Genomic DNA, 20,231 nt, shown 5'->3' on the forward strand with positions numbered 1-20,231 from the left:
GCGGGCATGACCGACAGTTTCAAACGCTTCGCCTTCGACCGGGAATACGCCTCGGACGGCACGGTTCTGCGCGATGGCGACAAGATCAGACGCGTGCTCACCGAAGCCGAGGCGCAGGCCATGGCCGACCACGCCGCCAGCGAGGCGCGCAACGGCGAAGAGGCCCGCGCCGCCCAGGAGGCCGCCGACGCGCTCAAGCAAGTGGCGGGAAAGCTGCAGACCATGATCGCGCGCCTGGACGCGGAGAGCGAAGCCCTGCGCCATGACGCGGCGCGCCTCGCCATCGCCGCAGCGCGCGCCGTGGCCGGCGCGGCGCTTGATCAATACGGCGCCGACACCATCGAGCAGTGCGTGCGCGAAGCGCTGACTGATCTGCGCGCCGAGCCGCGCATCGCCATCCGCGTCGCGCCCCATCTGGCCGACGCGCTGGGCGAGCGGATCTACGAGTACGCCCGGCGCGAAGGATTCGAGGGCGCGGTGGTGGTGCGCGCCGATGAAGAAGCGGCGGCCGGAGACTGCGTCATCGAATGGCGCGCCGGCGCGGTGGAGCGCACCGCAGCCGAGATCGAACAGCGCATCGCCGATGCGGTGAAGACCTGGCTTGCACGGCCCGACGAAGACCGCGACGCGGCCCGGCCCGGGGCTGAGTCCGGGGCCGCCGGCGGCGACGCAGCAGCCTGAACCGGCCGAAGGAGAAACTGATGAGCGACGAAATGAACCTGCCAGACCTTGCAGGCGGCGCCCCGGAAGCCGAGGAGTCCGAACCGGTCGCCGACAACGGCGCCACGCGTCAGTCCCTCATCGATCAGGAGGTGCGCACCGCGGTGGATCTCGCCCCGGTCTTCGACGTGCCGGTGAACATCTCCGCGGTGCTGGGCAAGGCCCATGTGGACGTGAATTCGCTATTGCGGCTGACCTCCGGCTCGGTGCTGGAGCTGGACCGCAAGGTTGGCGAGGCCATCGACATCTATGTGAACAACCGCCTGGTGGCGCGCGGCGAAGTCGTCGTCGTCGACGACCGCTTGGGCGTCACCATGACCGAAATCATCAAAGACGGGGATACGGGATGACCCGCCCGGCCGCTGGAGGAGCAGAAACATGCGCGTTCTGATCGTAGGAAGCCTCGGCGGGCAATTGTCCACCGCCACCAAGATCGCCATGGACCGCGGGGCGAAGGTCGCCCATGTGGACACGATCGACCAGGCCACGGCCTATCTGCGCGCCGGACGGGGCGCGGACATCCTTCTGGTGGACGTCAATCTGGACGTTCGCGCCCTGATCGACGCCAACGAGGCCGAGCGCATCTCGGTGCCGGTGGTGGCGTGCGGGGTGAGCGTGAAGCCCGAGGCCGCCGCAGGCGCGATCCGCGCCGGCGCCAAGGAATTCATCCATCTGCCGCCCGATCCCGACCTGATCGCCGCCGTGCTGGCCGCCGTCGCCGACGACGAGCGCCCGCTGGTGGCGCGCGATCCCTCCATGCTGGAAGTGGTTCGCCTGGCCGAGCGCATCGCCCCGTCGGACGCCAGCGTCCTGATCACCGGCGAAAGCGGCGTCGGTAAGGAAGTCATGGCGCGCTTCGTCCACAAGAATTCGAAACGCGCCGACAAGCCCTTCGTCTCGGTCAACTGCGCCGCAATCCCCGAAAACCTTCTAGAGTCCGAACTCTTCGGCCACGAGAAGGGCGCCTTCACCGGCGCCGTGGCCCGCCGGGTCGGCAAGTTTGAAGAAGCCGACGGCGGCACGCTTCTCCTGGACGAAATTTCGGAAATGGACGTGCGCCTGCAGGCGAAGCTGCTGCGCGCGCTGCAGGAGCGCGAGATCGACCGTGTGGGCGGCTCAAAGCCGGTAAAGGTCAATATCCGCGTGCTGGCGACCTCCAACCGCGATCTGAACAAGGCGGTGCGCGACGGCAGTTTCCGCGAAGACCTTCTGTTCCGCCTCAACGTCGTGAACCTGGCGGTGCCGGCCCTGCGCGAGCGGCCCGAGGACGGGCTGGCGCTGGCCGATCACTTCCTGAAGAAATACGCCAAAGCCAACGGGGTGGAGTTCCGCCCCCTCTCCGAAGCCGCCAAGGTGCAGATCACCAGCCGTGACTGGCCCGGCAATGTGCGCGAACTGGAAAACGCCATGCACCGCGCCGTGCTTCTGGGCGCCGGCGCCGAGATCACGCCCGAAGCCATCCGCATGCCCGACGGCCGCCCCTTCTCCGGCGGCGGCTCGGTGGCCCAGAAGGCGCGCGAAGCCGCCGACGAAGCGGTTCATCTGGTGGGCAAGACGGTGGCCGAAGTGGAGCAGGATCTGATCCTGGACACGCTGGATCACTGCCTGGGCAACCGCACCCATGCGGCGAACATTCTCGGCATCTCGATCCGCACTCTGCGCAACAAGCTGAAGCTCTACTCCGAACACGGCGCGGCCATCCCCGCCCCCGGCGAAAGCCGGGCGGCCGGGTGATGCTCGCGGCCCGCTCCTTGTTCCTCCCAGCAGCTTTGAGATCTCTGAAAGCACCTGATGGCTGACGCACCCGCCTCCTCCGGTATTGGATTCAGCCTGATCGGCATTGGCCGGCGCGCCCTCCGCGGCGACGTGGCCATGGGCGTCGGCGTGCTCGCGCTTCTGGTGATGCTGCTTCTGCCGCTGCCGAAATTCCTGCTGGACGGGGCGTTGGCGATCTCGATCTGTTTTTCGGTGCTGATCCTGATGACGGCGCTGTTCATCAAGAGCCCGCTGGAATTCACGGCGTTTCCGGCGATCCTGCTGATCGCGACCATGCTGCGGCTGGGCCTCAACGTCGCCTCCACGCGCCTGATCCTGTCGGAAGGCTCCAGCGGCACCGAGGCGGCCGGGGAGATCATCGAAGCCTTCGGCAATTTCGTGATGCAGGGCAATTTCGTCATCGGCATCATCGTCTTCATCATCCTGGTGATCGTGAACTTCGTGGTGATCACCAAGGGTTCGGGCCGGATCGCGGAAGTCGCGGCGCGCTTCACCCTGGACGCCATGCCGGGCAAGCAGATGGCCATCGACGCCGATCTGTCGTCCGGTCTGATCACCGAGCAGGAGGCCAAGACCCGCCGCAAGGATCTGGAGGACCAATCCAACTTCTTCGGGGCAATGGACGGCGCCAGCAAATTCGTGCGCGGCGACGCCATCGCCGGCATCCTGATCACCTCGATCAACCTGATCGGCGGCATGATCATCGGGGTCGCGCAGTCGGGCATGGAATTCGGCGACGCGGCCAACACCTATTCCACCCTGACCATCGGCGACGGGCTGGTGTCGCAAATCCCCGCCCTCATCGTGTCGCTGGCCGCGGGCCTGCTGGTCTCCAAGGCCGGCGTCGAAGGCCAGGCGGACAAGGCGGTGTTCGGTCAACTCTCCGCCAACCCCGCCGCCATGGCCATGGTGTCGGGCACGGCGATCGCCGTGGGCCTTCTGCCGGGCATGCCGTTCCTGCCCTTCGCCGCCCTGGCCGCGGGGGCCGGCGCGATCGCCTTCTTCGGCGGGCGCGACCGGACACGCGCCGCTGAACACGTGGCGCGCGAAGCCGCTGATCTCGCCGACAACGAGGCCCAGGAAGCTGCGAGCACGGAACCGCCCATCGAGGACACGCTACATATTGACGAGCTGAAGATCGAGCTCGGCTATGCGCTTCTGCCGCTGATCAATGATGTGGAGGGCCGCCGCCTCACCGACCAGATCAAGGCGCTGCGGCGCAATCTGGCCCAGGAAACCGGCTTCATCCTGCCCAGCGTGCGGATCGTCGACAACATGCAGATGTCGGGCGAGGACTACGCCATCAAGGTCAAGGAGATGGACGCCGGCCACGGCCAGCTGAAAATGCATCACCTTCTGTCCATGGACCCCACTGGGCGCCAGGTGGATTTGCCCGGGACCCATGTGAAGGAGCCGGCCTTCGGCCTGCCCGCCACCTGGATCGAGGAGACCCTGCGCGAGGAGGCCACCTTCCGCGGCTACACGCTGGTGGATCCGGCCGCGGTTCTGGTCACCCACCTTACCGAGATCCTGCGCGACAACATGGCCGATCTCCTGTCCTACGCCGAGACCGAGAAGCTGCTGGACGCCCTGTCGAAGGAGCACAAGAAGCTGCTGGAGGACATCACCCCCGGCCAGGTCACCCGCGCGGGCATCCAGCGCGTGCTGCAGAACCTCCTAAAAGAGCGCGTCTCGATCCGCGATCTGGCGGCCATCGTGGAAGGGATCGCGGAAGCGTCCGGCGCGTCGCAGAATCTCGACGCCATCACCGAGCATGTGCGCACACGCCTGTCGCGCCAGCTCTGCTACGCCAATCGCGGACCGGACGGCGCCCTTCCGGTCGTCTCGCTGACCCCTCAATGGGAGCAGGCCTTCGCCGAGGCTCTTGTGGGAGACGGCGAACGCCGTCAGCTTGCTCTGGCCCCCTCCCGCCTGAGGGATTTTGTGGCCCAGGTGCGCGACGCGTTCGACCGCGCCGGCGCCACGGGCGACGTGCCGGTCCTGCTCACCAGTCCGCAGATCCGGCCCTATGTGCGCTCGCTCGCCGAACGGTTCCGGCCGCAGACGGTGGTGATGAGCCAGAACGAGATCCATCCCGGTGCGCGGCTGAAAACCGTGGGCCAGGTCTAGCGAAAGTAGAGCCCGATGCGCCTTCGCACCTTCTCCGGAGCCTCGCTGAGCCAGGTCATGTCACAGGTGCGCCGCGAGCTGGGGCCAGATGCGGTGATCGTCACCACCGCCGACGCGCCCGGCGGCGGGGTTGAAGTGCGCGCCGCCGCCGAGCGCGGCGCGGTCACGGTGTCGGGTGAAACCGCAGACGCCAATCTGAAACGCCGCGACGCCGAGCGGCTCAAAGGCCGCGGCGACGCCGCAGAGGGCCTGAACCGCATCGCCCGCGCGCTGGTCTGGCACCAGGTGAGCGAGCGCGCCGCCGAAGCGATCATGGACGCGGCGGTGCAGATGGAGGACGGCGAGGCCACCGCCACGCTGGCGCGCGCCCTGGACCATCGCTACGGCGTGCACCCGGCCGAAATCGACCATGACCGCCCCCTGCTCATCGCCGGGCCGCCGGGGGCGGGCAAGTCCTCTGCGCTGGCCAAGCTCGCCGCTCGCGCCGTCACCTCGGGCGGGGCGCCCTATATCATTTCCGCCGATGCGCGCGCCGGCGCGCGCGAGCAGATGGCCGCCTACGCCCACGCGCTGGGCTGCCAGTTTGAAAGCGTCGCCGGACCGCGAGAGCTGCAGACCCTGCTCACCCGCCTGCCGGACGGGCCGGTGCTCATCGATTCTCCCGGCGTGAACCCGTTCGAGCTGGATGATCTTGAAGAGCTCTCAGACCTGGCTGAAGCCAGCGATGCGGAGATTCTTGCGGTGATGGAGGCCGGCATCGCGCCCGGCGACGGCGAGGACGCGGCGAGCCTCTTCGCCAGCATCGGCGCCGGGCGGATCATCGCCACCAAGATCGACGCGGCGCGCCGGCTGGGCGCCCTGCTCAGCTTTGGCGAGGCCGGTCTCGCCTACGCGCATATCTCCGCCTCGCCCTATATCGGCGCCGGGCTGGCGCCGGCCACCGCCCTGCGCCTGGCGCGCGCGCTTCTGGAAGACACCGGCTGGGAGGACGAGATATGAGTGTGCTCGCCTTCGAGGCCGAGACCGCCAGCCGCGCGCCCCGGCGCGCCGGGCCGGTCATCGCCGTGGCGTCCGGTAAGGGCGGCGTGGGAAAGACTGCGCTCGCCGCCGCGCTCGCCCAGGCGTTCTCGCGCCGCAAGCAGCGCACGCTGCTGGTGGACGCCGATCTGGGCATGGCCAATGTGGACGTGCAGCTGGGCCTCAACACGAGGGGTGATATCGGCGGAGTCGTCGCCGGCCGTCTATCCATCGAGGAAGCTGTCAGCCCGGCCTGCGGCGGTGCGGACAAGCGCGGCGGGTTCGACGTCATCGCCGGACCGTCCGGATCGGCCGCGCTGGCGGGCCTGGACATCAACTCGGTGGGACGGCTCGCCGCCGGCATGGCCGCGGCGAGCCTTGATTATGACCGCATGCTCATCGATCTGGCCGCCGGCGCGGAGCGCTCCACGGTGCGCCTGGCGGCTGCGGCGGACGACGTCATCATCGTCATCAATGACGAGCCCACCGCGCTCACCGACGCCTACGCCTTTGTGAAGACGCTGCGCCTGCGCGATGAAGGCGCCGCGCCCTTCGTGGTGGTCAACAACGCGCCCAACACAGAGGCCGCGAAAAAGGCCTATGCGATTTTCTCGCGGACCTGCCGCAGTTTTCTCGGGTTCACGCCGCCGCTGGCCGGCATCATCCGCCGCGATCCCCATGTGGGCGAGGCGATTCGCGCCCAGACCGCCCTCGCGGCGCGCTTTCCCGGATGCGACGCCGCCAAGGACGTCGCCGCCCTCGCTGCGGCGCTGGAGCGCGGCGTCGAACCGGGATAATCTTTCCGACTGATCTGCGTAAAAAAGGGGGGCGTTACATGGGCCAGAGCGCGCTGGGCATGGTGCTGGCGGGATTCACCGCGTTCGACATCCTGTTCATGACCTGCGCCAGCCTGATCACGGCGCTGGCCATGCGAAGCTGGTCGCAGCTTCTGGCCGCCACGCTGATCGCCTACAGCATCGACGTGGTCCTGCGCTTCGCCATGGAGTTCTTAAGCGCCGGCGACATGCCCGCCAATTTCGCCGTCGATCTGGCGTTCGCCCGCATGGACATGCACGCCCTGGCGGCCACGGCGCGCCCCTTCATCTATTTCGCCGCCGTCGCCCTGCTCTTCATGGTGAAGCGCCGCTATTCGCGATAAGGAGCCGGCCCCGGTTCATCTTGCCCCCGCCTTCGAACCCGGCTTCACTTCCCTCGTCACGGGGAGGGCGAACACGATGAGCGAGACGGGCGCGGCGCCTACGCAGCCGGACCGGACGAAGACGATCGGCTTCTGGACCGGCGTGGTGCTGGCGGTGGGACTCCAACTCATTCCGCTGCCCGAAGGCCTGACGCGCGAAGCCTGGCTTCTGGCCTCGCTGGCCTTGCTGATGGCCAGTTGGTGGGCCACCGAAGCAATTCCCATCGCCGCCACCGCCCTTGTGCCGCTGGCCCTGTTTCCAGTGTTCGGCATCATCTCCATGCGCGCCGCCAGCGCGCCTTACGCTGATCCCATCGTCATGCTTTTGCTGGGTGGATTTGTGGTTGCGCTGGCCATCGAGCGGTGGAATTTGCATGCTCGCATTGCGCTGAACGTGGTGGCCGCCTTCGGCTCACGCCCGGCCGGGATGGTGCTTGGCTTCATGGCCGCCAGCGCGATTCTGTCCATGTGGATCTCCAACACCGCCACCACGCTGATGATGATCCCCATCGCCCTGAAGGTCGCCGATGCGGTCAAGGATGAAGGCGTGGACCCGAAAATGTTCGCGCCGGCGCTGGCGCTGGCTGTCGCCTACGCCGCGTCGGTGGGCGGGATCATGACGCCGGTGGGCACGCCGACGAACCTGATCGCCATGGGATTTCTCGACCGCGAGTTCGGCGGCGTGATCAGCTTTCCCCAGTGGATGATCGTCGGCGTTCCCTGCGCCCTGCTGATCATCCCCGCCATGTGGCTGATCCTGACCCGCTTCGCCTTCAAGGTCGCCGGCAAGGCGCCCAGCGAGGCCGGACGAGCGGTGATCATGGAGCAAAGGCGCGCCCTTGGATCCATGACCACGCCGGAGATCCGCGTGGCGCTCGCCTTTGGCGCCGTGGCGCTGTTGTGGATGGGGCGCGAGCTGCCGGGTTTTCTCATAGGTCTGGACGGAATAACATTTGGATGGAATCCCCTGCTGGCCTGGGCGTCGGCGCAGATCGGCCTGCCTGTGACGCCGCAGCTGGGCAACGCCCAGATCGCCATGGCCGGCGCGCTGGCCGTGTTCCTGATCCCGGCCGGCGGCGCGGCCGGAAACGAAGCGCTAATGAACTGGGAGACCGCCAAACGCCTGCCCTGGGAGGTGATTCTCCTGTTCGGCGGCGGACTGTCGCTGGCCGCGGCGATCCAGGCGACGGGGCTCGCCGAATGGATCGGCTCGCATCTTTTATGGGTCGCGGCCCTGCCCACCCCGCTCACCGTCTTGATCCTCGCTTTGATCGTGGTGTTTCTCACCGAGCTCACCAGCAATGTGGCCACCGTTTCCGGCTTTCTGCCCGTGCTTGGCGCGCTGGCGGTGCAGGCCGGCGTACCGCCCGAACACCTCATTGTTCCTGTGGCCATTGCGGCGAGCTGCGCCTTCATGCTGCCGGTGGCCACAGCGCCCAACGCCATCGTCTATGCGTCCGGCGCCGCCAGCATGAAGCAAATGATCAAGGCGGGCTTCCGGATAAACCTCGTCGCCGCGCCGATCATCGCCCTGGTGTCCAGCGCGCTCAGCGGCGTGGCGTTTCCAGGTTAGGGTTAATTTTTGATTGCCGGACGCGGCCCCCTGCCCCATGCTGACCTAGTCGGGGGGCGATGGGGGGGAGGGCATGCACACCACGATAAGCGCCGCCTGCCTGGTGATCAGCTTGCTGCTGGTGTTTCTCGGCGCGCGCGCGGCGAGCATCATGCCTTCGGAATACGACTTCGCGATCGCCAACTGGCTGGTGCGCCCGTCAAGCCTGCCGTTTCTGGTTGAAGATGCGCGCCTCGCGCGCATCGCCCGCGACACGCTTGCCTGGAAACTCGCCTTGCCTTCCGGTGCGGGCTTGGTCAGCTACGTGGCCAGCCGGATTGTCTATCGCGCACCCCATGACGGCGATCCGCACGCCAGCTTGACCGCCGGCGCGTTCACCGGCGCATTCGCCGCCGCGCTCATGCTTGCCTGGCCGTCGATCAGCGAATGGGCTGCGCTGAGCCCGCCGGCCTACGCGCCGCACCGTCCTGTGTTCATGGCGGTCTACATTGCTCAGATGATGGCCGTCGCCTGCCTTGCCCGTTTTGGCGCAGGTGTGGCGAGTTTCGCGCTCTATCCCGCCACCCAGAGCCCGTTCGCACGTTCCGCCGCGCGCCGCGCCGGGGTGGCGGTTGTCGATCTCGCTGTCGGCGCGGGCCTGATCTTCGCCGCCTGCACAGCAACAAGCGTATGGGGGCCGCCGTGATCGCGCGGCTGGTCTTCGGTGCAGGCCTCGCCGCAACGCTGGCGATCTTGCTGGCGATCCCCGACTTCGCGCCGTTAAAGCGCGTAGAGCCTGCGCCAGAGACACAGCATAGGCTCGCCTTCGCGGGATTGTGGCGCATTGGCATGGCGGGCGCGCCGGACCGCGCCGGAGCGGCGCCGGTTCTGAACCGCGATGCAATCGACCAGGCGCGCGTGTGCGCGTCTTACGGGATGAAACGGTGGCGCGATGTCGACGAGGTGGATGTCGCCCGCCTTTCCATCGCGGTGATGGCCGCCGAGGCCGTCAGCCGGCCGGGCTGGCGCCAGATTGGGGAGTTCGTCATCGCCGAGGGGCTCGGCGCGATCAGCGGACAGACGCCCGACATGACGTACGGCCCGCTCCAGATCCGCGCCAGCCGCGTGCCCCAGCACGACCCGGGCTCGGCCAATGCGTCACGCGACCAAGTGTTGCGCCGGCTTGAAGACCCGTGCTTCAGCCTCGCCGTCGCCGCGAGCCTTTTGGTCAAGGCGTTGCAGGACAGCGAAGGCCTTCCCGAAGAGGCGCGAGTTCTGGCTGCGGCGGCGGAGTATTCCGGCTATCGCGGCGCGCCGGACAATTACGCCTACTCCGCGATGGCGCTTTCAGCCTATCGCTTGCTGGCCGACCAAGCCCGCCGCCTCTAGCCCAGCAGCATCTTTTCCAGCGCGTCGACGCTGTCCGCATAGGCCGGGGCCTTGGCGCGGACCGGCGCGCGGTCGGCGATGACGCCAAAGCCGATGAAACTGTCGGCGGCGCCTTTGGCGAAGGCTTCGTAATCAGTCATGCCGTCGCCGATCATCACCGCCAACGCCTTGCCGGTGAGGGTTTTGAGGCCCTTGACCACGCCGGCCTTGCCGCCCGAGCGCGACAGCGGATTGGCGCGGTCAAACCCGGCCACCCGGTCTTCCTCGTCATAAACAAAGCGGTTGGCGCGCATTTCGCCAGGAGACAGGCCCATATCCTTCAGCGTGGGTTCGACGAGATCGATAAACCCGCCCGACACCGCCGCGACGTCGCAGTTTTTCTGGCGCAGGCGCGCAATCAGGTCGGCCATGCCGGCGGTCTGGTGGGAGCGCAGCGCTTGGCTGGCCTCCTCCACCTGGCTGCGCGCCAGCGAGGCGATCGCCAGGCGCTGCTCCAGCGAGGCGCGAAAATCCAGCGCGCCGGCCATGCCGCGATCGGTTATGTCCTTCAAGTCACGCGTGCGTTTCGGTCCGTCAGGCGCGGCCTCAAGGGCGCGCTCCACGGCGAAATCAAGGCTCTCCACCGCCAGAAGCGTGGAGTCCACGTCGAAGATGATGAGGCGGCTCATGGATCGGTTCACTCTAAGCGAGGGCTGGCGGGTATAGCCGCGCCGCGCCCGCTTGGCCACAGCGCGATGCGCCTTCGGCTCAGCTTTCAATTGGCTTCATGTTGAAAACGCCGTACCGCCGCGCCCGTTGCAGCGGGCGAGGGCTTTTCGCGCTAGAACTCCACCCCCGGCGGGACGGTCTCGCGCATGAGGCGGCGCAGGCGTTTATGGTCCGGCGACACCGTGGCCATGAGCGCGTGAAAGCGCGGCGAGTGGTCCATCACCAGAAGGTGGCAGGCCTCGTGGGCGCAGACATAATCGATCAACGCCTCATCAAAATGGATCAGCCGCGCATTCATGCGGATCGAGCCGTCGCTGGAGCAGCTGCCCCAGCGCGCCGCTTGTTCGCGCACAAAGACTTTCGGGCGCTTCGCGCCCAGCTTTGCGGCGTAGTGCTCCAGCTTTGGCGTCATCAGCGCCAGCGCCTCGTCCTTGCGCCATCGATGCAAGGCCCGGCGCACGGTGGAGGCGGCCATGTCAGGCTCCAGGCGCTCGTCGATACACACTTCAAGCCTCGACGGTCCGCGCTCCACCACGGTGCGCGCCTTGGCGTGGGAGGTCACGGTAAGCACCAGCTCACCCCCCAGCCAGCCCACCGCCTCACCGTCCACACCGCGCAGCTTGGCGCGGGCGCGCAGGGCCGCACGTTCAAGGCGGTCCAGGATCCAGCCTTCCTTCTCGCGCGCCGCGCGCTCTGCATGGTGCAGCCCAAGGCTCGACGGCAGGGTGATCACCAGACCCTCATCACCAATGCGCAGCCCGATCGTACGCCGGCGCCTGGAGCGGGCGACCGTGTAGGCGATTTCGTGATCGCCAAGCTGGATGGAACGACGGGTCATCGGATCAGTATAGACACAAGGCCCGGCGATTCGCCTTGCGGCGTTGCGCCCTGGCGTGTGCGGCCTCCGCCGTCAGCCGGCCGGGCCGGTTCCAGGGCGCAGGAACGTGAACATGTGGGGCACAAAATCCACCTTGCCGAGCGCCACGCCCTGATTTCGCAGAATCGTGTAGGCCACCATGATGTGAAAATAGAACTGCGGCAGCGCCCAGTCGCGCGCGTACTGCTCGCCTTGCAAATCAAACGCGATACCCACCGGAAGCTCGAGCGCGAGCGGCTGTCCAGCGCCAGCGTCCATGGCGTCGCCGGGCTGGCTTTCAAGAAAGGCTAGCGTCGCGTCGATATGGGCCACCGCGTCCGCGATCGTGCCGGGCTCCTCATCTTCGCCCGTGGCTTCGCGGCGAAGCACATCCACGATTTGCGGGAGCGGCTCGTGGCGCAGGCGGTGAACGCCTTCATAGGCCTGGATGCAGGCGAATCGGACCTGAGTCGCCAGCGGAAACATGTCATCGGCCAATCGCGCGGCCATAAGCGCGTCAGCGTCCGCGGCCCGCTCGCCGGCCGCTTTCGAGAGCCAGGCGGAAAGCGCCTTGAGAGTCTGGATATAGCTGGGAAGCAGCAGGTCTGTGAGAGTCATCGGATCGTCCTTTTGATGCTGTCGCGCACCCGACCCCGGAGCGGCTGAAAAGGCAAGTGGAAACCAGCAGGATTGAGCCGCCCCGCCGCCGTTTCACGCCCTGTCTGACCCCCGGTCTCGCCGCGGCCTCGGCGCAGCCTCACCCTGATAATCCAGCCTAGCCGGCGGTGGCGCTGATCCAGCCGCCGCCCAGCACCCGGTCATGGCCGGGCGCGTCGTAGAAGACGCAGGCCTGACCCGGCGCGACGCCCTCCTCGCCCTGATCCAGCAGCACGTGAACCGCGCCGTCGGACGTGATCTCCAGCACCGCCGGGCTCGGGGGCCGTGTGGAGCGCACCTTCACGCCCACCGCCAGACCGTCAGCGTCCGCAAGGTCGCCGTCGCCGAGCCAGTTCACGTCCTTCAGGGCGATGCGGCGCACGTCCAGCGCCTCGCGCGGGCCGACGACGACCTGGGCCGCCGCCGCGTCCAGGCGCACCACAAACAGCGGCTCGCCCACCGAGACGCCGAGGCCCCGGCGCTGACCCACCGTGTAGCGGATCACGCCCTCATGGGTCCCGAGCACGCGGCCGTCAACATGGACGATCTCGCCGGGGCGGCTGGCGCCCGGGCGCACTTTTTCGACCACGGCGGCGTAATCGCCGTCGGGCACAAAGCAGATATCCTGGCTGTCGGGCTTGGCCGCCACCACAAGGCCCATGGCGGCGGCGAGTTCGCGGGTCTGGTCCTTTTCAAGATGGCCCAGCGGGAAGCGCAGATAGTCCAGCTGCTCAGGCGTGGTGGCGAACAGGAAATAGGACTGGTCTTTTCCCGCATCGGCGGCGCGGCGCAGCTCGGCGCGATTTCCGGTCATGGCCCGGCGGATGTAGTGGCCGGTCGCCAGCGCGTCGGCGCCCAACTGCTTCGACGTCGCCAGCAAGTCGGCGAACTTCACCGACTGATTGCAGCGAACGCAGGGGATCGGCGTCGCGCCGGCCAGATAGGTGTCGGCGAAATCCTCGATCACGGCCTCGCGGAACCGGGTCTCGTAGTCGAGCACATAGTGGGGAAAGCCCATGGCCTCGGCCACGCGGCGCGCATCGTGGATGTCCTGGCCCGCGCAGCACGCGCCCTTGCGATGGATCGCTTCGCCGTGGTCGTAGAGCTGCAGCGTCATGCCCACCACGTCATAGCCGGCCCGGTGCAGCACCGCCGCCACCACGCTGGAATCCACACCGCCGGACATGGCCGCCACAACGCGATGGCTGGACGGCTCGCCGCCAAGATTGAGAAAATCACCCACAAGGCCGAACCGCGCCATCAGCGCATCGACTTTATCCGCATCGAAGGCGGACACCCCCGGCGGGGCGGGCGCCCGCGCCGGAACGTTCGAGATCAAGCTCGCCATCTTACCTCTCCCCCGCCGGTTCAAGGCCGGCGGCGAATGAATATCAGAAGGCGCATATAAGCGAAGATGGGCGCAAACGCGAGGGGCCTTGCCGTGGCCCGCCGCGTTGGGGACACTGGCGTATGGAGGCGCCATGACCCTGTCCGCCGTTATCTTCACCGCCTTGGCCATGCTGACCGCGCAGGACACGGCGGCAGCTGAAGAGCATGTGTTGCCGGCCGAGATGTGCCGCGGATTCTGGATGCTGCCGGTGGACCTGGCGCCGGGCGAGGACGGTGCGGTGCGCCGACTCTGGTTTCTGCACGACACCGGCGCCTCGCAGACCTTCGTCGATCCGGAGTCGCTGGAACGGCTGACCGGGCGGCGGTTTTCAAGCGGCCAGCGCGTGAACCTTACGAACGCGACCTCCGGCCCGTTGCGCATCAATGCGCTCGGCGTGCGCATCCGAGATCTCGATCACTTGTCCACGACGCTCGGGCGGGAGATCGACGGCGTCATGTCCGTAGAGGCCCTAAGCGCCTTCCTCTTGATCCTGGATTACCCGCGCGAGGAGATGCGCATCCGGCAAGGCGCCCTGCCGCGTCCGGACCGGACCCGGATCTTCTCCACGCGTGGTCCGGACCGGCGGCCCTGGCTGGAGGTGGATATGGCGGGGCGGACCGAACGCCTGCTGATCGATAGCGGCGCGGGCGGGCTCAGCTTTGCGGTGAACGGGCTGGACCGGCTGGCGCTGATGGAGCCGCCGCAGACCTTCAGCGCCGCGACGCGCTTTGATCGGATCGAATACCGGCCCGCCGCCCGGCTGGACGGTGCCGTCCATGTAGCCGGCCTGGCCTTCGAGACCCCGGTCATCGAACAGGTGGAACGCGCCGAGTTGCTGGGCGGCGAGGTGTTGTCGCGCTTTGTCGTGACCCTTGATCAGGCGAACCGCCGCGTGCGTCTGGACCCGGCCGTGGCCGGTCCGGTCGGCGCCTCGGACCAGCATGAGCTTGGCGCCGCGCTGCTGCCCGACGCCGAAGGGTTCGACGTTCTGGAAGTCTTCGACGCCACGCCGGCGGCGCGCGCGGGCCTTCGCGCGGGTGACCGGATCACCCATTTCGGCGGCAGGCCCGCGCCGGTGCGCGGCTGCGAGCCGCTGAGCCCGGGACCCAATGGCGGCGACTCGCTCACGGTTTTGCGCGGCGGCGAGGCGATCACCCTGAATCTGGACGCGATCCCGGTCCTGCCCGCGCCTACTTCACCCGGCGCTCCTTGATCAGGGTGCGCTTATAGAGCGCGTCGTCCTGGAACCAGTGCCAGGTGCGCCCGCGATCATCGCCGTTCTGGCTGATCTGGATCATCTCGTAGAGATACTCGCCCGGCAGATCCTTGCGCACCCAGGTCAGGCACACCGTGCGCGCATCGATCTCCCAGGCGCAGCCCTCGATCCGCTCGGTGTCCCACCAGATGCGCGCTTCAGCGTACTTGCCGGGAAAGTCGAAGCTCTCCTCGCGCCCGTCCGCCCAGGTGTAGCGATTGGTCTGGTGATAGTCCCACTCGCCGTCCTCGGGAAAGCCGCAGATCAGATAGCTCTTGTGGCGGTCGATCTCCTTATTGTCGGCGTCCACATGGATGTATTCGCCTTCCCACTCGCCTTCATGGCGGGCCAGAACCGGCATGCGCCAGCGGATCAGTTTCATGGCGTTCCCCTTCATCACGCTTGGAAAATCACTGCGCCTGCGGCAGGTTGACGGGCGCGTCGCGGCAAAAGATATATCATTTGGATCGCGTGGCCAGAGGGGTGGAGACTTTCATGAGCAAAGAGGCTGTGTATCTGGAGCGCTCCGGCGCGGCGGCGCATCTGGTGCTGAACAAGCCGGAGAAGAAGAACGCCCTGTCCCACGCCATGTGGAGCGCGATTCCGCGCCTCCTGAGCGAGGCCGAGGCCGACACACGCGTGCGCGTGCTCGTGGTGCGCGGGGCCGGCGGCGCGTTCGCCGCCGGCGCCGATATCTCCGAGTTTGAAGAGGTGTACGCCACGCCGCAGCGGGCAGAGGCCTATTCAGCCGCCATCGCCGCGGCGCTGGACGGGCTGGCGGCGTTTCGAAAGCCGACGCTGGCGGCCATCGAGGGCGCCTGCGTGGGCGGAGGCTGCGGCCTGGCGCTGGCGTGCGATCTGCGATTCGCCGCCGATGGGTCCAAATTCGGCATCACGCCGGGCAAGCTCGGGCTGGTCTACACCCTCAACGACACAAAGCGCCTGATTGACGCGGTGGGCGTGTCTGCGGCGCGCGACATCCTGTTCACCGGCCGCATCCTGGACGCGCCTGAGGCGCGCGCCCTGCGCCTTATCGACCGGCTGGTGGAGCCCGCCGCCCTGACAAGCGCGGTGGAGGGCTGGGTGGCGCTGGCGGCGAAAGCCAGCGGGCGCTCAGCCGCCGTGACGAAGCAGATCATCGCCCGCATCCTCGCCGGCCAGGCCACAGACGACGCGGCCACCAAAAAGCTCTTCCTTGAAGCCTTTCAGGGCCCTGATTTTCAGGAGGGCTACCGCGCCTTTCTGGAGAAACGCGCGCCGCAATTTCCGGAGTAAGCCATGCCCATCCCTGCTCTAATCGGCTTACCCCCCTGCGGTGCGTGCACCAAATCGAAAGGGCGCTGAATGCATCGAATGTCGTCTCTCGAAGGCGCCGCCGGCGACTTCGCCTAAGCGCCAATGGCGCCATTAGATGGAAAAATGAAACCCGCCTCGAGGGCGACACCTGCCATCACTCCGCCGCCTCACGCCCCTCGGCGTCATACCTGTCCCCATCGGCCTTCATCTCTTCGATGCCCAGAAGGGTGTTGAGCTGGCCGAAGTCGAGCATGCGGTTGCGGTAGCCGGCGGTGGCGCCGTGGGTTTTCAGCTCGGTGAGGAATTCGTCGGCCATGAAGGCGAGCGCGCGCACCAGGGCGCCGGGGGTGATGACGAGCTGGAAGCCGGCGCGGCCCAGATCGCCGGCGCCACGCAGCGGCGTGCGGCCGCCCTCCACCATATTGGCCAGTAGCGGCGCGCGGCCTTTGAACCGGGCGGCGATGGCCGTCATCTGATCAAGATCGGCCGGCGCCTCCACGAACAATATGTCGGCGCCCGCGGCGAGATAGGCCTCGGCGCGCTCCAGCGCCCGGTCGAAGCCCTCTACGGCGATGGCGTCCGTGCGCGCGATGATGAGGGTGTCTTCAGACATGCGCGCATCCACGGCGGCGCGCACCTTGCCGGCCATTTCCCCGGCGCTCACCAGCGACTTGCCGGAGAGATGGCCGCATCTTTTTGGCAATTGCTGGTCTTCCAGCTGGATCGCGGCGGCGCCGGCGCGCTCGAACGTCTTCACCGTGCGGATGACGTTGAGCGCATTGCCGAAGCCGGTGTCGGCGTCGACGATGAGGGGCAGGTCCACCCGCTCGGTGATGCGCGCAATGGTGTCGGCCACCTCCTTGGCGCTCATGAGCCCGAGATCAGGACGGCCGAGCTGGGTGTAGGCGATGGAGGCGCCGGAGAGATAGGCGGCCTCGAACCCGGCGCGCTCCACCATCAGGGCGGAGAAAGCGTCATAGACGCCGGGCGCCAGAACCGGGCCGAGGTCGCTTCTGTCGGCGCCGCTCGCCTGGCTGTTCAGGCGGGCTTTCAGCGCGCTCTTACCGCTGGCGTTGGATGACGTCATGACGCGCTCCCTGGCGGCGTTGCGGCGGTGTTCGCGAACCGCTCTTTAAGATGGGCCATGAGCCCGCCCGCCTCGATCATCGCCATGAGATGGGGCGGGATGGCCGTGACGGCGTAGCTGGCGCTGGTGGTGAGATTGTCCAGCCGCCCCGCGGCGAGATCGAGCCGGAGCCGGTCGCCGGCCGAGATGCGCCCCGCCGGATCAAAGGAGATCGCCGGCAGGCCGATATTGATGGCGTTGCGATAGAAGATGCGCGCAAAGCTTTTCGCGATCACCGCCGAGACGCCCAGCGTCTTCAATGAGATCGCCGCCTGCTCGCGGCTGGAGCCGATACCGAAATCGGCGCCCGCCACCACCATGTCGCCGGGCCGCACGGACGCGGCGAAGCCAGGGTCCACCGCCTCCAGCGTATGCCGGGCGAGCGCTTCAGGGCCCTTCTTCATGGCGTAGCCGGGCGCCAGCAGATCGGTGTCGATCCGGTCGCCATAGAGAAAGGCGTGTCCCTCGCGAGCACTCATGCCGCTTTCCTGCTCGTCGTCAGGAAGGGGCGCGGATCGGTGATCTCGCCCGCCACCGCGCCGGCGGCCACAGCATAGGGCGAGCCCAGATAAACCTGCGCGTCCTTGTGGCCCATGCGGCCTTGAAAATTTCGGTTGGTGGAGGAGAGGCACACCTCCCCCTCGGCCAGAAGCCCCGCGCCCAGCCCCGCGCAGGCGCCGCAGCCCGACGGAAGCATCACCGCGCCGGCTTCGGCGAGGATCGCCAGCGTTCCGTCCTTGGCGGCGGCCTCGGTCACCTTCGCCGACGCCGGGGCGACCAGAAGCCTTGTGCGAGGCGACACGGTGCGGCCCTTCAGCACCGTGGCGGCCATGTGCAGATCGGAGAGCTTCGCGCCGACGCAGGCGCCGATATAGGCCTGGTCGATGGCGATCCCGGCATGAACCGACACCGGCGCGGCGTTGGCCGGGCTGTGGGGCGCGGCGATCTGGGGCTCCAGCGCGCCGGCGTCCAGATGATGGGTGTGGGCGTAGGTGCAGCCCGGATCAGAGCGCCACAGGGTCAACGCCGCCTCGTCCACCACGCCGCCATGGCCGCGGATATGGGCGAGCGTCACCGCGTCGGGTTCGATGATCCCGGTTTCACCGCCCAGCTCGGCGGCCATGTTGGACAGCACTGTGCGCTGCTCCATGTCCAGGGCGCGCACCGCCTCGCCGCCATACTCGATGGCCCTGAAATGATTGCCCATGCCCAGATCCCGGCACAAAGCGAGCATGACGTCCTTGGCGGTGACGCCGTGGGACAGGGCGCCGGACATCTGAACGCGCACGGTCTCTGGAACCACCGTCCAGGTCTCTCCGGTGGCCACGATGGCGGTCATGTCGGTGGCGCCGAACCCGGCCGCATAACAGCCATAGGCGCCGGCGTTGGTGGAATGGCTGTCGCCGCCGGCGATGAACAGGCCCGGCCGTGCGTGACCATTCTCGGCCAGCATGACGTGGCAAATGCCGCGCATGTCGTAAAAATTCTTCACGCCGTAATCGCGCGCGAACTCGCGGGTGAGCTTCAGGATGGCGGCGCTGTCGGCGTCCACGGCCGGCACATAATGGTCGGACACCAGCACCACCCTTGAAGGGTCCCAAAGTCCTGTTCCCAAAGCTTCCAGGCGGGCTTTCCAGCGGCGCGGACCGGAACTGTCATGGGCCATGGCCAGATCCACCTTTACGGTGATCATTTCGCCCGGCGACACTGCGTCACGCCCGCTGGCGCGGGCCAGGATCTTTTCAGTAAGGGTTGCGGGCATATCTCCGCCTCCGCTAACACCGATGGAACAGACCGGCTCTATAACAAATTACCGGTTCGACAGGTTACGTGCAAAAGATATATCTTTATATCATTCACTGTGAACCCGGCCTGTGGCGCCCGATAGGAAATCGGTGCGCCCGGGCCTGACAAGAAGGACGACCGCCATGGCCGCGCTGGACGCTGCAGACGAACAAGGGCTCAGCTTTTCCTGGGAGGATCCGCTTCACCTGGACCATCAGCTCAGCGAAGACGAGCGGATGATCTCCGACACGGCGCGTCAGTATTGCCGCGAAAAGCTGCTGCCGCGCGTGGTGGCGGCCTATCGCGAGGAAAACTTCGACCGCGCGATCATGACGGAGATGGGCGAGCTGGGCCTACTGGGCGCCACGGTGTCCGAGCAATATGGTGGTGCAGGGCTCTCGAACGTCTCCTACGGGCTGATCGCGCGCGAAGTGGAGGCGGTGGATTCAGGCTATCGCTCGGCCATGAGCGTGCAGTCCTCGCTGGTCATGTACCCCATCGAGGCGTTCGGCTCCGAAGCCCAGAAGCAGAAATACCTGCCCAAGCTCGCCAGCGGCGAATGGGTGGGGTGTTTCGGCCTGACCGAGCCGGATGGCGGCTCCGATCCGGGCGCCATGCGCACCAACGCCAAGAAGGTCGATGGCGGCTATGTCCTCAACGGCGCGAAGATGTGGATCACCAACTCGCCGATTTCAGATCTGGCGGTGGTGTGGGCCAAGCTCGACGGCAAGATCCGCGGCTTCATCGTGGACAAGGGAACCGACGGCTTTGACTGCCCGAAGATCGAGGGCAAGCTCAGCCTGCGCGCCTCGGTGACCGGGTCGATCTCGCTCAATGACGCCTTCGTGCCGGAAGAAAACCTGCTGCCCAACGTGTCGGGCCTGCGCGGTCCGTTCTCCTGCCTGAACAAGGCGCGCTACGGCATCGCCTGGGGCGCCATGGGCGCGGCGGAGTTCTGCTGGCGCGCAAGCCGCGACTACGCCATGGAGCGGATGGTCTTCAACAAACCCATCGCCGGCACCCAGCTGGTGCAGAAAAAACTCGCCGACATGCAGACTGAGATCGCGCTGGGCTATCAGGGCGCACTGCGCCTGGGCCGGCTGATGGATGACGGCGCCTGGGTGCCCGAAGCCATCTCCATGATGAAGCGCAATAATTGCGGCAAGGCCCTGGATATCGCGCGCCAGGCCCGCGACATCCATGGCGGCAACGGCATCGCGGAGGAATATCACATCCTGCGCCACGCCATTAATCTGGAGACGGTGAACACCTATGAAGGCACCCACGACGTGCACGCCCTGATCCTGGGCCGTGCGCAGACGGGCATTCAGGCGTTCAGCTAGACCCAAATGGCGGAAACGCCCTGCCCCACCGTC

At 67.3% G+C, this 20,231-nt stretch carries 21 protein-coding genes; 13 read left to right on the plus strand and 8 right to left on the minus strand.

The window, feature by feature from the left end; genetic code table 11:
- Positions 1–6: 6 nt before the first annotated feature.
- The 10 genes from ACWCOP_RS11280 to ACWCOP_RS11325 all read left to right on the plus strand — a co-directional run bounded on the left by ACWCOP_RS11280 (position 7) and on the right by ACWCOP_RS11325 (position 9,782).
- The gene (locus ACWCOP_RS11280) at positions 7–681 is read left to right on the plus strand and encodes a FliH/SctL family protein (protein WP_478248384.1); all 675 of its coding nucleotides are present in this window, start codon (positions 7–9) and stop codon (positions 679–681) included.
- A 20-nt stretch (positions 682–701) separates the two neighbouring features.
- Positions 702–1,070: a flagellar motor switch protein FliN gene (fliN, locus tag ACWCOP_RS11285; RefSeq protein WP_478248385.1), complete on the plus strand. Its 369-nt coding sequence runs from the start codon at positions 702–704 to the stop codon at positions 1,068–1,070.
- Between the two features lie 28 nt (positions 1,071–1,098).
- Complete coding sequence (gene flbD / locus ACWCOP_RS11290) at positions 1,099–2,454, plus strand: sigma-54-dependent transcriptional regulator FlbD (RefSeq protein ID WP_478248386.1); 1,356 nt, start codon at positions 1,099–1,101, stop codon at positions 2,452–2,454.
- 57 nt (positions 2,455–2,511) lie between these two features.
- Positions 2,512–4,626: a flagellar biosynthesis protein FlhA gene (flhA, locus tag ACWCOP_RS11295; protein WP_478248387.1), complete on the plus strand. Its 2,115-nt coding sequence runs from the start codon at positions 2,512–2,514 to the stop codon at positions 4,624–4,626.
- 15 nt (positions 4,627–4,641) lie between these two features.
- The gene (locus ACWCOP_RS11300) at positions 4,642–5,625 is read left to right on the plus strand and encodes a flagellar biosynthesis protein FlhF (RefSeq protein WP_478248388.1); all 984 of its coding nucleotides are present in this window, start codon (positions 4,642–4,644) and stop codon (positions 5,623–5,625) included.
- Positions 5,622–6,440: a nucleotide-binding protein gene (locus ACWCOP_RS11305; RefSeq protein ID WP_478248389.1), complete on the plus strand. Its 819-nt coding sequence runs from the start codon at positions 5,622–5,624 to the stop codon at positions 6,438–6,440. Before ACWCOP_RS11300 ends, ACWCOP_RS11305 begins: the two co-directional genes overlap by 4 nt.
- A 38-nt stretch (positions 6,441–6,478) precedes the next feature.
- Positions 6,479–6,802, plus strand: a complete 324-nt coding sequence (locus tag ACWCOP_RS11310; protein WP_478248390.1) for a hypothetical protein — start codon at positions 6,479–6,481, stop codon at positions 6,800–6,802.
- A gap of 76 nt (positions 6,803–6,878) precedes the next feature.
- Positions 6,879–8,414: an SLC13 family permease gene (locus tag ACWCOP_RS11315; protein ID WP_478248391.1), complete on the plus strand. Its 1,536-nt coding sequence runs from the start codon at positions 6,879–6,881 to the stop codon at positions 8,412–8,414.
- A 73-nt stretch (positions 8,415–8,487) separates the two neighbouring features.
- A complete protein-coding gene (locus tag ACWCOP_RS11320) occupies positions 8,488–9,099 on the plus strand; it encodes a hypothetical protein (RefSeq protein ID WP_478248392.1) in 612 nt (203 codons plus the stop codon).
- Complete coding sequence (locus tag ACWCOP_RS11325; protein ID WP_478248393.1) at positions 9,096–9,782, plus strand: hypothetical protein; 687 nt, start codon at positions 9,096–9,098, stop codon at positions 9,780–9,782. Before ACWCOP_RS11320 ends, ACWCOP_RS11325 begins: the two co-directional genes overlap by 4 nt.
- Here the strand turns inward: ACWCOP_RS11325 and ACWCOP_RS11330 are convergent.
- The 4 genes from ACWCOP_RS11330 to mnmA form a co-directional block, all read right to left on the minus strand.
- A complete protein-coding gene (locus ACWCOP_RS11330) occupies positions 9,779–10,450 on the minus strand; it encodes an HAD-IB family phosphatase (RefSeq protein WP_478248394.1) in 672 nt (223 codons plus the stop codon). The two genes, ACWCOP_RS11325 and ACWCOP_RS11330, sit on opposite strands and share 4 nt — an antisense overlap.
- A gap of 152 nt (positions 10,451–10,602) precedes the next feature.
- A complete protein-coding gene (locus ACWCOP_RS11335; RefSeq protein WP_478248395.1) occupies positions 10,603–11,328 on the minus strand; it encodes a M48 family metallopeptidase in 726 nt (241 codons plus the stop codon).
- Between the two features lie 72 nt (positions 11,329–11,400).
- On the minus strand, positions 11,401–11,964 hold the full coding sequence (locus tag ACWCOP_RS11340) for a DUF1993 domain-containing protein (RefSeq protein ID WP_478248396.1): 564 nt from the start codon (positions 11,962–11,964) through the stop codon (positions 11,401–11,403).
- A gap of 157 nt (positions 11,965–12,121) precedes the next feature.
- Entirely contained in the window at positions 12,122–13,264 is a 1,143-nt protein-coding gene (mnmA, locus tag ACWCOP_RS11345; protein ID WP_478250683.1) for a tRNA 2-thiouridine(34) synthase MnmA, read from the minus strand.
- Positions 13,265–13,484: 220 nt separating this feature from the next.
- Between mnmA and ACWCOP_RS11350 the strand changes: the two genes are divergently transcribed.
- Positions 13,485–14,606 carry a hypothetical protein gene (locus ACWCOP_RS11350; RefSeq protein WP_478248397.1) on the plus strand — a complete coding sequence of 374 codons (1,122 nt, stop codon included), beginning with the start codon at positions 13,485–13,487 and terminating at the stop codon, positions 14,604–14,606.
- On the opposite strand, the gene ACWCOP_RS11355 is transcribed toward ACWCOP_RS11350, so the two are convergent.
- A complete protein-coding gene (locus ACWCOP_RS11355; protein ID WP_478248398.1) occupies positions 14,584–15,030 on the minus strand; it encodes a DUF3598 domain-containing protein in 447 nt (148 codons plus the stop codon). The two genes, ACWCOP_RS11350 and ACWCOP_RS11355, sit on opposite strands and share 23 nt — an antisense overlap.
- Positions 15,031–15,143: 113 nt before the next feature.
- Between ACWCOP_RS11355 and ACWCOP_RS11360 the strand changes: the two genes are divergently transcribed.
- Positions 15,144–15,923, plus strand: a complete 780-nt coding sequence (locus ACWCOP_RS11360; RefSeq protein ID WP_478248399.1) for an enoyl-CoA hydratase/isomerase family protein — start codon at positions 15,144–15,146, stop codon at positions 15,921–15,923.
- Between the two features lie 175 nt (positions 15,924–16,098).
- Here the strand turns inward: ACWCOP_RS11360 and ACWCOP_RS11365 are convergent, their stop codons facing one another.
- From ACWCOP_RS11365 to ACWCOP_RS11375, 3 genes are read right to left on the minus strand one after another with little or no spacing between them, the layout of a single operon-like run.
- Entirely contained in the window at positions 16,099–17,031 is a 933-nt protein-coding gene (locus tag ACWCOP_RS11365; RefSeq protein ID WP_478248400.1) for an isocitrate lyase/PEP mutase family protein, read from the minus strand.
- On the minus strand, positions 17,028–17,549 hold the full coding sequence (locus ACWCOP_RS11370) for a LeuD/DmdB family oxidoreductase small subunit (RefSeq protein ID WP_478248401.1): 522 nt from the start codon (positions 17,547–17,549) through the stop codon (positions 17,028–17,030). The genes ACWCOP_RS11365 and ACWCOP_RS11370 overlap by 4 nt, the downstream gene beginning before the upstream one ends.
- Positions 17,546–18,832, minus strand: a complete 1,287-nt coding sequence (locus tag ACWCOP_RS11375) for a 3-isopropylmalate dehydratase large subunit (RefSeq protein WP_478248402.1) — start codon at positions 18,830–18,832, stop codon at positions 17,546–17,548. The genes ACWCOP_RS11370 and ACWCOP_RS11375 overlap by 4 nt, the downstream gene beginning before the upstream one ends.
- A 166-nt stretch (positions 18,833–18,998) precedes the next feature.
- Here ACWCOP_RS11375 and ACWCOP_RS11380 point away from each other — a divergent pair, with 166 nt between their 5' ends.
- Positions 18,999–20,198, plus strand: a complete 1,200-nt coding sequence (locus ACWCOP_RS11380; RefSeq protein ID WP_478248403.1) for an acyl-CoA dehydrogenase — start codon at positions 18,999–19,001, stop codon at positions 20,196–20,198.
- Positions 20,199–20,231: the final 33 nt, after the last annotated feature.

Source organism: Apolloniradiicaulis salifontis (genome assembly GCF_053756655.1).

Bases quoted from the DNA above. Each gene is read 5' to 3' on its own strand.
- ACWCOP_RS11330 (WP_478248394.1), bottom strand. From the start codon at position 10,450: ATGAGCCGCCTCATCATCTTCGACGTGGACTCCACGCTTCTGGCGGTG.
- ACWCOP_RS11310 (WP_478248390.1), top strand. From the start codon at position 6,479: ATGGGCCAGAGCGCGCTGGGCATGGTGCTGGCGGGATTCACCGCGTTC.
- ACWCOP_RS11365 (WP_478248400.1), bottom strand. From the start codon at position 17,031: ATGACGTCATCCAACGCCAGCGGTAAGAGCGCGCTGAAAGCCCGCCTG.
- ACWCOP_RS11305 (WP_478248389.1), top strand. From the start codon at position 5,622: ATGAGTGTGCTCGCCTTCGAGGCCGAGACCGCCAGCCGCGCGCCCCGG.
- mnmA (WP_478250683.1), bottom strand. From the start codon at position 13,264: ATGGCGCGGTTCGGCCTTGTGGGTGATTTTCTCAATCTTGGCGGCGAG.
- ACWCOP_RS11335 (WP_478248395.1), bottom strand. From the start codon at position 11,328: ATGACCCGTCGTTCCATCCAGCTTGGCGATCACGAAATCGCCTACACG.
- ACWCOP_RS11375 (WP_478248402.1), bottom strand. From the start codon at position 18,832: ATGCCCGCAACCCTTACTGAAAAGATCCTGGCCCGCGCCAGCGGGCGT.
- ACWCOP_RS11350 (WP_478248397.1), top strand. From the start codon at position 13,485: ATGACCCTGTCCGCCGTTATCTTCACCGCCTTGGCCATGCTGACCGCG.
- flbD (WP_478248386.1), top strand. From the start codon at position 1,099: ATGCGCGTTCTGATCGTAGGAAGCCTCGGCGGGCAATTGTCCACCGCC.
- ACWCOP_RS11315 (WP_478248391.1), top strand. From the start codon at position 6,879: ATGAGCGAGACGGGCGCGGCGCCTACGCAGCCGGACCGGACGAAGACG.
- ACWCOP_RS11360 (WP_478248399.1), top strand. From the start codon at position 15,144: ATGAGCAAAGAGGCTGTGTATCTGGAGCGCTCCGGCGCGGCGGCGCAT.
- fliN (WP_478248385.1), top strand. From the start codon at position 702: ATGAGCGACGAAATGAACCTGCCAGACCTTGCAGGCGGCGCCCCGGAA.
- ACWCOP_RS11280 (WP_478248384.1), top strand. From the start codon at position 7: ATGACCGACAGTTTCAAACGCTTCGCCTTCGACCGGGAATACGCCTCG.
- ACWCOP_RS11380 (WP_478248403.1), top strand. From the start codon at position 18,999: ATGGCCGCGCTGGACGCTGCAGACGAACAAGGGCTCAGCTTTTCCTGG.
- ACWCOP_RS11320 (WP_478248392.1), top strand. From the start codon at position 8,488: ATGCACACCACGATAAGCGCCGCCTGCCTGGTGATCAGCTTGCTGCTG.
- ACWCOP_RS11370 (WP_478248401.1), bottom strand. From the start codon at position 17,549: ATGAGTGCTCGCGAGGGACACGCCTTTCTCTATGGCGACCGGATCGAC.
- flhA (WP_478248387.1), top strand. From the start codon at position 2,512: ATGGCTGACGCACCCGCCTCCTCCGGTATTGGATTCAGCCTGATCGGC.
- ACWCOP_RS11300 (WP_478248388.1), top strand. From the start codon at position 4,642: ATGCGCCTTCGCACCTTCTCCGGAGCCTCGCTGAGCCAGGTCATGTCA.
- ACWCOP_RS11340 (WP_478248396.1), bottom strand. From the start codon at position 11,964: ATGACTCTCACAGACCTGCTGCTTCCCAGCTATATCCAGACTCTCAAG.
- ACWCOP_RS11355 (WP_478248398.1), bottom strand. From the start codon at position 15,030: ATGAAACTGATCCGCTGGCGCATGCCGGTTCTGGCCCGCCATGAAGGC.